Raw genomic sequence first — 3098 nt, 5'->3', positions numbered from 1 at the left:
ATTCCGGCGCGGGCCGCGCCGTGAGGGGGACGAGAAGTGATGGACGGCGACAACGGCAACTCGATCGTGGTGACGCCGACGCCGGAGGAGTTCTACGGCGAGGACTACCCCCGGCTGCAGGCGGCGCTCGCACAGCTGGACGGGCTGGCGGAGGGCTTTGCCGCGACGGCGGGCGACTCCGACGACCTGAAGCCCGTGGTCTACCACACGTCGCGCATCAAGTCCCCGGCGAGCCTGGTGGAGAAGATCGCGCGCAAGGGTGGCAGCGGCACGACCCTGGCGGACGCCATCGAGGCGAACGTGCAGGACATCCTGGGGCTGCGGATCATCTGCGCGTTTGGGGACGACGTGTACGCCGCGGCGCACTGGATTGGCGAGCAGCCCGACGTGGAGGTGCTCCGCACCAAGGACTACATCAAGCACCCCAAGCCCAACGGCTACCGGAGCTACCACATGAACGTGCGGTTCACGAGCGGGGCGGGCGCGTTCCTGCCCTCGAGCGAGATCCAGATCCGCACCGTCGCGACGGACTTCTGGGCGACGCTCGAGCACAAGATGAAGTACAAGAAGACGATCAAGAACCCCGAACTGCTGACCCAGGAGCTGAAGCGCTGCGCGGACGAGATCGCGAGCGTGGACCTGGACATGCAGACGCTGCGCGACGCCATCAGGCGGGCGTAGGCGCAGGCGAGAAGGGCGTCCCTGGGGGAGAAGATCGGCCCCCGGGCCAGCACCGCGCCCGGCTAGCGCTGGTCGCGGTGCTGGTTGCCGCCGCGGTGCGCCTTCTTGCCGGGGTGGCGTCCGCGCGAGGCGTACGTGCTGTGCTGGGCGTCCGTGTGCTGGTTGCCGCCGTGGCCGCCCGTCGCGTTGGCGCGCGGGCCCTTGCCGCTCTGGCCCTTGCCGCGGGACTGGCCCTGTCCCTGGGCCTTGCCGTGGTTGCGGCTGCCGTTGTTGCCGTAGCCGCCACGGCCCTTGCCGCCGGAGCGCCTGCGGTTGCCGCCATGGCCGTTGCTCTTCTCGCCCTTGCCGTCGCCCTCGTGCTTGCCGTGCCACGGGCCGTCGGGCCTGACCAGGCACTTGGGACCGTAGCCGATGAGGTCCTCGCGGTGCGCGATGTGCAGCGCCTCGACCACCAGGTCGTAGTTCTTGGGGTTGCGGTACTGGATGAGCGCGCGCTGCATGGCCTTCTCGTGCGGGTTGGTGGGGCAGTAGACGTGCTTCATGGTGCGCGGGTCCACGCCGGTATAGAAGATGCAGGTCGAGACCGTGGACGGCGTGGGGTAGAAGTCGCTCACCTGCTCGGGGTTGTAGCCCAGGTCGCGGCAGAACTCCGCGAGCTTGACGGCCTCGCGCATGGTGGAGCCGGGGTGGCTGCTCATGAGGTAGGGCAGGACGTACTGCTCCTTGCCGGCGGCGCGGCTGTACTTCTCGAACTCCTTGCAGAAGTCCTCGTACATGTGGTTGTGGGGCTTGCCCATGATCTCGAGCACCTGGTCGGATATGTGCTCGGGGGCAAGGCGCAGCTGGCCGGAGGTGTGGTACTCGGCCAGCTCCTTGATGAAGGTGTGGTCGTGGTCGAGCATCGCGTAGTCAAAGCGGATGCCGCTGCGGATGAAGACCTTCTTGATGCCGGGGATGGCGCGGAGCTCGCGCAGGAGCTGGACCAGGTCCTCGTGCGTGACGCGGAGGTTGGGGCAGGGCTCGGGCGCGAGGCAGCGGCGGTTGGGGCACGCGCCGCTCTTGAGCTGCTTGGCGCACGCGGGGATGCGGAAGTCCGCCGTGGGGCCCGAAAGGTCGCTTATGTAGCCCTTGAAGTCCGGGTCCTGCGTCATGAGGCGCGCCTCGCGCAGGATGGAGGCGTGGCTGCGGCTCTGGATGATGCGGCCCTCGTGGAAGTTGAGCGCGCAGAAGCTGCACTGCCCCAGGCAGCCGCGGTTGTTGGCGATGGAGAACTTGACCTCCTTGATGGCGGGGACGCCGCCGGCGGCCTCGTACATGGGGTGGTACGTGCGCTCGTAGGGGAGCTCGTACGTCTCGTCCATCTGCTCCGTGGTGAGCGGCATGGTCGGCGGGTTCTGCACCACGTATACGCCGTGGGGGTATTCCTCGACCAACGTGCGCGCGCTGAACGGGTCGAGGTTCCTGCCCTGGATGCCAAAGCTGCGCGCGTAGTTGAGCTTGTCCGCGCGCATCTGCTCCCAGGTGGGGAGCGCGAGCGGCCGGTCCACGTCCTCCGTCGTGCGCGTGCGGTAGACGGTGCCGTGGATCCAGGTTATCTGGTCGATGGGCAGGCCGGAGTCCAGGGCGTCGGCCACCTCGACTATGGAGCGCTCGCCCATGCCGTATATCAGCAGGTCGGCACCGCTGTCCAGAAGAATCGAGCGCTTGAGCGAGTTTGACCAGTAGTCGTAGTGGGCAAGGCGTCGCAGCGACGCCTCGATGCCGCCCAGCACGATGGGCACGTGGCGGTAGACCCTGCGGATGAGGTTGGAGTACACCACGGTGGCGTGGTCCGGGCGCAGGCCCATCTTGCCGCCGGGGGAGTAGAAGTCCTCGCTGCGGCGGCGCTTGGCCACGGTGTAGTGGTTGACCATCGAGTCCATGTTGCCGGAGGAGACCAGAAACGCCAGGCGCGGCTCGCCCAGGACCTGCACGCTCTTCTCGTCGCGCCAGTCCGGCTGGCAGATCACGCCCACCTTGTAGCCGTGCGCCTCGAGCGTGCGCGTGATGATGGCCATGCCAAACGACGAGTGGTCCACGTACGCGTCTCCGCACACATACACGAAGTCGCACTGGTCCCATCCGCGCTCTGCCATGTCCTGCCTGTTGACGGGGAGAAAAGCCATGCGTGCTCCTTGGGATGCCTTGCCGATTGCACTGATTATAGGGGCTGGCGGCACGGCGCGTCCCCGGCGCGCGGGGCGGCGGCAGCGTGTGGGCCCGATGTGAAGGCGGTGTGTCGCGCGCGATGCATCCGTTCTTCTCGCCGTTGACAAATACCTATGAGGGGTATAACTTAGGCGACAGCAAACCCCCAAGGGGTATCGAGGGAGCTTGCGAGGCAGCATCGTCCGCCGCGTGTCGCGGCGTGTTTGGAG

General features: G+C 67.4%; 2 protein-coding genes. One reads left to right on the top strand and one right to left on the bottom strand.

Annotation, left to right across the window (positions count from 1 at the left end; genetic code table 11):
- Window positions 1–39 precede the first annotated feature (39 nt).
- The gene (locus ACI38Z_RS04760; RefSeq protein ID WP_439789042.1) at window positions 40–681 is read left to right on the top strand and encodes a GTP pyrophosphokinase; all 642 of its coding nucleotides are present in this window, start codon (window positions 40–42) and stop codon (window positions 679–681) included.
- A 62-nt stretch (window positions 682–743) separates the two neighbouring features.
- Here ACI38Z_RS04760 and ACI38Z_RS04755 read toward each other — a convergent pair whose 3' ends face one another.
- Window positions 744–2846 (bottom strand): YgiQ family radical SAM protein, encoded by a 2103-nt coding sequence (locus ACI38Z_RS04755; RefSeq protein WP_439789041.1) that lies wholly within the window; start codon window positions 2844–2846, stop codon window positions 744–746.
- Window positions 2847–3098 lie beyond the last annotated feature (252 nt).

Origin of the sequence: Parafannyhessea sp. (assembly GCF_051876455.1) — a bacterium.
In the GTDB taxonomy this organism is placed as follows: Bacteria; Actinomycetota; Coriobacteriia; order Coriobacteriales; family Atopobiaceae; genus Parafannyhessea.
The sequence above is the reverse complement of the archived record's forward strand: the minus strand, read 5'-3'. Positions and strand labels throughout refer to the sequence as shown.